Here is a 6,657-nt window from a genome sequence, read left to right on the forward strand (position 1 = left end):
TCCCGCCGCGAGCGACGACGAACGCAAGCCGCGCGAGCGGAATTTCCTCGCGCTGCTGCTGTGCCTGTCGCTCGGCACCGCGAGCCTGCCGCACATCCTGACGCGCTACAACACGACCACGTCGGTTGCGTCGGCACGGCGCTCGGTCGGGTGGACCTTGTTCTTCATCGCGCTGTTCTACCTGAGCGTGCCGGTGCTCGCGGTACTGATCAAGTACGAGATCCTTTCGAACCTCGTCGGGCGGCCGTTCGCCGAATTGCCGGCGTGGGTCACGCAATGGCATCACTTCGAACCCGACCTGATCAGTGTCGTCGAGGTGATTCGCGACGGCATCGTGCACTGGTCGGAAATCCAGATGCAGCCGGACATGGTCGTGCTGGCCGCGCCGGAGATCGCCGGGCTGCCGTATGTCGTGTCGGGGCTGATCGCGGCCGGTGCGCTGGCCGCGGCGCTGTCGACCGCGGACGGGCTGCTGCTGACGATCGCGAATGCGCTATCGCATGACGTCTATTACTGCATGGTCGCGCCCGACGCGTCGAGCCAGCGGCGCGTGACGATCTCGAAGGTGCTGCTGCTCGGCGTCGCGCTGTTCGCGTCGTATGTCGCGTCGCTCAATACGGGGAAGATCCTGTTTCTGGTCGGCGCCGCGTTCTCGCTGGCGGCCTCGAGTTTCTTTCCGGTACTCGTGCTCGGTGTGTTCTGGAAGCGCACGACGACGCGCGGTGCGATCGCGGGGATGGTGACGGGGTTGGCGGTGTGCGTGTACTACATCGTGTCGACCTATCCGTATTTCACGCAGCTGACGGGGTTCGCGGGGCGCACGTGGTTCGGGATCGAGCCGATCAGTTCGGGGGTGTTCGGGGTGCCGGCGGGGTTTGCGGTGGCGATCGTGGTGAGTCTGTTTGATCGAAAGCCGGATGAATATACGCTGGCGCTGGTGGATTACATACGGCATCCGTGACGCGGGAGGCGCGGGCGGAGGCGGGGCGGCGAGGCAAAAAGAAAAGCCCCTTGATCCGGGGGATCAAGGGGCTTCATGCATTCTGGCGGAGAGAGGGGGATTCGCCCACACGAGCGCGGGCCGCGGATTCGCTTGCAAGCGAATCCCTTCGAATCCCCCGCGCAAGCCGAACTGTCGGCTTGCTTCTCTCCGGAAACGAAAATGCCCGCTGGCGCGGGCATTGAATTCTGGCGGAGAGAGGGGGATTCGAACCCCCGATAGGCGATTAACCTATACACGCTTTCCAGGCGTGCGACTTAAACCACTCATCCATCTCTCCGGAAGACCGAGAGTATAGCAAACTCTGGCGGCAGTCCGCCACTCCGTCCGACGATCCATGCAAATCGGACGGGTTGCGAGGTCGGCGGCCCGCCAGACAACCGTCGAGCGGGCGGTCGCGCCATCGTGCGATCATGCCCCGTCCGCCTGCATTTTCCAGCCCTTCGTTCAAAGGAAACGCCACGCCATGTCGCCGTCCGCCTTGCTCGCCTTTGCCCTGATCCTGTCCGTCGGCGTCGCGACGCCCGGCCCGACGGTGTTGCTCGCGATGAGCAACGGCTCGCGGTACGGATTGCGTCACGCGATGGTCGGCATGCTCGGCGCCGTCACGGCCGACGTCGTGATGGTCGCGCTGGTAGGGCTGGGTCTCGGGATGCTGCTCGACGCGTCGGAAACGGCATTTGTCACGCTGAAGCTGGCCGGCGCCGCGTGGCTGGCCTATGTCGGCGTGCGGATGCTGCTGTCTGCCGGCGGCCCTGCTGCCGCGCAGGCGCTCGAGCACGCGACGCCCGATCGCCGGACCGCGTTCCTGAAAAGCTTCTTCGTCGCGATGAGCAACCCGAAGTACTACCTGTTCATGTCCGCGCTGCTGCCGCAGTTCGTCGACCGGTCGCACGCGATCGCGCCGCAGTACGCGATCCTCGCGGCGACGATCGTCGCGATCGACGTCGCCGGGATGACTGGCTACGCACTGCTCGGCGTGCATTCGGTGCGCGTGTGGAAGGCGGCCGGGGAGAAGTGGCTGAACCGCGTCAGCGGGTCGCTGCTGCTGATGCTCGCGGGGTACGTCGCGCTGTATCGCAAGGCCGCGAACTGACGCGGCGATGCATCGGGAACACGCCCCCCGCCGAGCGGCCCGGCGATGAAGCCGATCGAGCGCTTCACGCTCGAAACGCACGACGGTCCGTACGAAACGTGGCCGTCGCGCACCCAGGTGCGCGTGAACGGCGCACGTTCCGGCCTCACCGTTTCCGGCTATGTGCTGCTCCGCCAGTTCGAGACGCCGGACGCGTATCTGCTCGTCACTGACTACGACTGCCCGTTCGAGGAGGCCGTCACGTTCACGCTCGTGTCGAAGGATCCATTCAAGGCGCTCGCGCAGCGCACGGTCGGCGCGATGTATGCGTCGTGCCATCTGGACGACATCACGTGGACCGACGACCGGCATTTCAGCGCGACGTTCATGGGGATCGACGGACGCTGGGATTTCACGATTCGTGACCGATCCGTGCCGTTCATCGTGCCTCGGCTCGGCATGAGTCGCGTGCAGGAACGCTAACGCGGAATCGGCGCTCGCGGACGTCTCGTCCGCGCATGCGCACCGCTCGACCCCCGCTAAAACAGCCGGTTTCATTTCTCTTTCGCATTGATCAGACGTGTAAGTTTAGCGGTGTCCAAATCTTGCGCAACCAACGCGCATCGCGGCAGGAACGTCGACGGGCGGGCATCGCATCCACCCGGCACATTACAAAATGAATGGTAATTGAAAGAATTCCTTCCCTTGACGCAAGGCGCTCGAGCCATTTATTGTCCGTCTGCCGACCGTGAGAGAGCACGACGGCAATCGCGGATGCGCGCCTCGCGCGCATGACAACACGCAGCAGAATGCAGAAAAGGAAACGTGGTAGCCACATGAAGCCGCTATTCGATGACAAGAACTCCGATGCGGTCAGCGATCGTCCTTCCACCCCGTCTTCGTCACCCGTCGCAGTGCCTGTTGCCGCTGTCGCCGCCGCCGTTGCCGTGCCGGCAGCACGCGCGGTGGAGAACGTCCGCCTGATCACCGTCGACGAGATCGACCAGCTCGGCGCGACGCAGGGCACGCGGATCGCCGCCTTCTCCCAGCAGATTCTCGCGAGCGTCCGCGCGTCGGATGCCGACCAGTTCGGCGACAAGCTCAACGAACTGATCGCGACCGCGAAGGGGCTCGACCCGCGCGGCGCCGACAAGGGCGGGCTGCTCACGCAGGTCACGCGGCTGTTCCGCTCGACCAAGGAGAAGCTGCTGTCGCAATACGAGTCGGTGAGCAAGCGGATGGACACGCTCGTCGTCGAGCTCGAGAACCATGCGCAGCGCCAGAAGGCCGGCATCGACGAACTCGAGCGGATGTACAACGACAACTACGCGCTGCACCAGGAGCTCGCGCAGTCGAAGGCGCATGGCGAAACGGCGCTCGCGACGCTGCGCGCGCATCTCGCGGCCGGCCAGCAGCCGGCGGACGACGCGTTCGCCGCACAACGCCTGCTCGACGTGAAGCGCAAGGTCGACGCGCTCGAAAGCAAGCTCGACGACCTCGACCGCGCGATGCTGATGTCGAAGCAGCTCGCGCCGCAGATCCGGATGGAGCAGGACCAGAAGCGCACGCTGACGTCGAAGTTCATGACGATCAAGACCGTGCTGATCCCCGCTTGGACCAACGCATTCGCGCTCTACCTCGAGCAGATCAGCACGAAGCGCGCGGCGGCGCTCGCGAACGCGACGTATGACGCGGCCGACGAGGCGATCCGCGCGCAGGCCGACCTGAACCGCCAGAACGCGCAGGAAGTTGCGAAGCTCGGCCAGCGCCCGGTGATCTCGACCGACACGTTCGAATACGCGCAGCAGCAGCTGTTCGGCGCGTTCGACGACGTCACGCAGATCATCGCCGACGGCAAGCGCCAGCGCGAGCAGGACGCGCCGCGCCTGCGCCAGCTCGAACAGGACCTGATCACCCGATTCGCTCCGAAGCACAACTGAGAGAACTGAGAGAACACCGCATGATTACGCTTGAGAAACGCGCGGCGAAGGTCGCGATCGTCCTCGAAAAACGCCAGATCCTGAAGCCGCCCGTCGTGCGCGTCGGCGCGGCGCTCGACATCTCCGGCTCCGCGAAGCCGCTGTACCAGTCGGGCGTGATCCAGGACACGCACGACCGGATCCTCGGCATCGCACTGAAGTTCGACGACAACGGCGAAGTCGACACGTGGACCTTCACCGAAGGCTACGACCGGCTGCCGACCGCGACGCCGGACAACTACGGCTCGTACATCTCCGATTACGTGCTCGAAGCGCGGATCGACAAGTGGGGCGGCACGCAGTACGCGCCGGTGATGAACGACATCGTCGATTTCTTCTTCCGCGCGCCGGAGCCGAAGCGTGAAGAAAAGCGCGGCTTCCTGAGCCGGCTGTTCGGCGGTGCGGACGACACGCCCGCGCCGGCCGCGTCCGCACCGGTGAACGGTCATCTGCCCGCATGGGTGCTGTTCGTCACCGACGGCCAGAACCCGAAGAACGACCGCAAGCGCGTGCGCCAGCTGCTGGCCGAGTCGCAGCACTACCCGCTGTACTGGTCACTCGTCGGTGTCGGCGATCCGAGCGAATTCGGCTTCCTCGCGGAAGTCGCGGACGAGATGCCGAACGTCGGCTTCCTGCATCTCGAATCGCTCGACGTCAGCGACGAGCAGATCTACGAACAACTGATCACGCAGGAATTCTGCGACTGGGTGCGCGCGAAGTAAGCGCGGCCCGCACGCCTTTTATCCAGAACTCGATTACCCCCCCATCATGTTGAAAGACTTCAAGATCCCGCTGTCGCTTACGGTGCTGGCGCTGGTTGCGGCCTATCTCCTCGGCGGCGTGAAGGACATGCTGATCGTCGCGGTCCTGTCGGTGCTCGAAATCTCGCTGTCGCTCGACAACGCGGTCGTCAACGCATCGGTGCTCAAGAACTGGTCGGAGAAGTGGCGCAACCGCTTCATGGTGTTCGGCCTGCCGGTCGCCGTGTTCGGCATGCGCCTCGTGTTCCCGCTGCTGATCGTCGCGGTGATCGGCCACATCGGCATGTGGGACGCGCTGACGCTCGCGATCGAGTCGCCGGAGAAGTACGCGGCGATCCTCACGTCCGCGCATCACCAGGTATCCGCATTCGGCGGCGCGTTCCTGCTGATGGTGTTCTTCAAGTTCATGCTCGACACCGAGAAGGACGAGCACTGGATCGGCTTCCTCGAAGGCCCGATGAGCCATCTCGGCCGCATCACGGCGCTGGAAGTGGCGCTGACGCTCGCGATCATCATCGTCGCGTCGCTCTACGTGCCGGCGGCCGAGCAGGTGGGCTTCCTGCTCGCGGGTGCGTTCGGCGTGATCAGCTTCGTGATCGCGCACGGCATCGGCGACCTGATCGGCGGCGAGGAGACGGGCACGCGCGTGGTGCGCGAAGGCGTCGCGGGTTTCATGTATCTCGAAGTGCTCGATTCGTCGTTCAGCTTCGACGGCGTGATCGGCGCGTTCGCACTGTCGAACAACATTTTCCTGATCGCGCTGGGCCTCGGCGTCGGCGCAGCCTATATCCGGGAGATGACGCTCGTGCTGCTGAAGAAGGGCACGCTCGCGCAATACCGTTATCTCGAACACGGCGCGTTCTGGGCGATCGGTGCGCTCGCAACGATCATGTTCCTCGGCGTGAAGTTCGAGGTGCCCGAGGTCATCACGGGCCTGGTCGGCGCGGCGATGATCGCGGCGGCCGTGTGGTCGTCGATCGTCGTGCAGCGCAAGGAAGACCGGACCGCCGTCGCAGGCGAGTGACCACGCGTCACGCGCGGGTCGAAAACCATCAACGAGGGGCCGCGCAGGGCGGCCCGGCATTGCCGCCGGCACAACGGCGGTTCCAGCAGAAGAGGTTCAGATGATCAATTTGTCGAAAGGCGGTCGCGTCAACCTGTCGAAGGAAGCGCCCGGCACGCAGAAGTTCCGCATCGGTCTCGGTTGGGATGCGAACGCGACGGACACGGGGACGGATTTCGATCTCGACGTGTCGGTGTTCCTGTGCAAGTACGACGCGCAGAGCAATCCGAAGCTGATCTCGGATCAGCACTTCGTGTTCTACAACAGCGAAGTGCGCACGATGGAGCGCAAGGACACCTTCATCCAGCCGGGCGACGATTTCCCGAAGCGCGGGATGCCCGCGTCGAAGTGCCTGGGCGTCGTGCATAGCGGCGACAACCGCACGGGCAGCGGCGATGGCGACGACGAGGTGATCTTCATCGACATGACGAAGCTTGCCGCGGACATCGAGGAAATCTCGGTGGTCGTGACGATCGACCAGGCCGAAGCACGCCGCCAGAATTTCGGCCAGGTGCGCAACAGCTACATCCAGATCGCCGACGAGGTGTCGGGCACGGTGATCGCGAAGTACGCGCTCGAGGAAGACTTCTCGATGGAGACGTCGGTGCAGGTCGGCAGCTTCTATCGCCGTGACGGCCACTTCATGTTCAAGGCGGTCGGCGCCGGCTACAACCGTGGCCTGGGCGACTTCGTGCGCGCGTACGGCGGCGCGGTCTGACTGGCGGCAGCCCGGCCGGCGGGATACCGCCGCGCCGGGCAGGAAGCAGCGATGACGAATC

The 6,657-nt window shown here is 64.7% G+C and carries 7 protein-coding genes and 1 tRNA gene; 7 read left to right on the plus strand and 1 reads right to left on the minus strand.

The window, feature by feature from the left end:
• Positions 1-961, plus strand: a 961-nt coding sequence (locus tag JYJ84_RS25015) for a VC_2705 family sodium/solute symporter (RefSeq protein WP_205189575.1), incomplete at its 5' end; no start/stop codon positions are given.
• Between the two features lie 228 nt (positions 962-1,189).
• Here JYJ84_RS25015 and JYJ84_RS25020 read toward each other — a convergent pair.
• Positions 1,190-1,280: transfer RNA gene (locus tag JYJ84_RS25020), tRNA-Ser, on the minus strand.
• A gap of 186 nt (positions 1,281-1,466) precedes the next feature.
• Here JYJ84_RS25020 and JYJ84_RS25025 point away from each other — a divergent pair.
• The 6 genes from JYJ84_RS25025 (at position 1,467) to JYJ84_RS25050 (ending at position 6,596) form a co-directional block, all read left to right on the plus strand.
• Positions 1,467-2,096: a LysE family translocator gene (locus JYJ84_RS25025; protein ID WP_175222687.1), complete on the plus strand. Its 630-nt coding sequence runs from the start codon at positions 1,467-1,469 to the stop codon at positions 2,094-2,096.
• Between the two features lie 45 nt (positions 2,097-2,141).
• A complete protein-coding gene (locus JYJ84_RS25030; protein ID WP_175222686.1) occupies positions 2,142-2,558 on the plus strand; it encodes a hypothetical protein in 417 nt (138 codons plus the stop codon).
• Between the two features lie 353 nt (positions 2,559-2,911).
• On the plus strand, positions 2,912-4,015 hold the full coding sequence (locus tag JYJ84_RS25035) for a toxic anion resistance protein (RefSeq protein ID WP_175222685.1): 1,104 nt from the start codon (positions 2,912-2,914) through the stop codon (positions 4,013-4,015).
• 20 nt (positions 4,016-4,035) lie between these two features.
• Positions 4,036-4,776 carry a VWA domain-containing protein gene (locus JYJ84_RS25040; RefSeq protein WP_122945856.1) on the plus strand — a complete coding sequence of 247 codons (741 nt, stop codon included), beginning with the start codon at positions 4,036-4,038 and terminating at the stop codon, positions 4,774-4,776.
• A gap of 46 nt (positions 4,777-4,822) precedes the next feature.
• On the plus strand, positions 4,823-5,839 hold the full coding sequence (locus JYJ84_RS25045) for a DUF475 domain-containing protein (RefSeq protein WP_122945855.1): 1,017 nt from the start codon (positions 4,823-4,825) through the stop codon (positions 5,837-5,839).
• Between the two features lie 100 nt (positions 5,840-5,939).
• Entirely contained in the window at positions 5,940-6,596 is a 657-nt protein-coding gene (locus tag JYJ84_RS25050) for a TerD family protein (RefSeq protein ID WP_174961095.1), read from the plus strand.
• Positions 6,597-6,657: the final 61 nt, after the last annotated feature.

The sequence above is a fragment of the Burkholderia sp. LMG 13014 genome (genome assembly GCF_905232215.1).
Classification (GTDB): domain Bacteria; phylum Pseudomonadota; class Gammaproteobacteria; order Burkholderiales; family Burkholderiaceae; genus Burkholderia.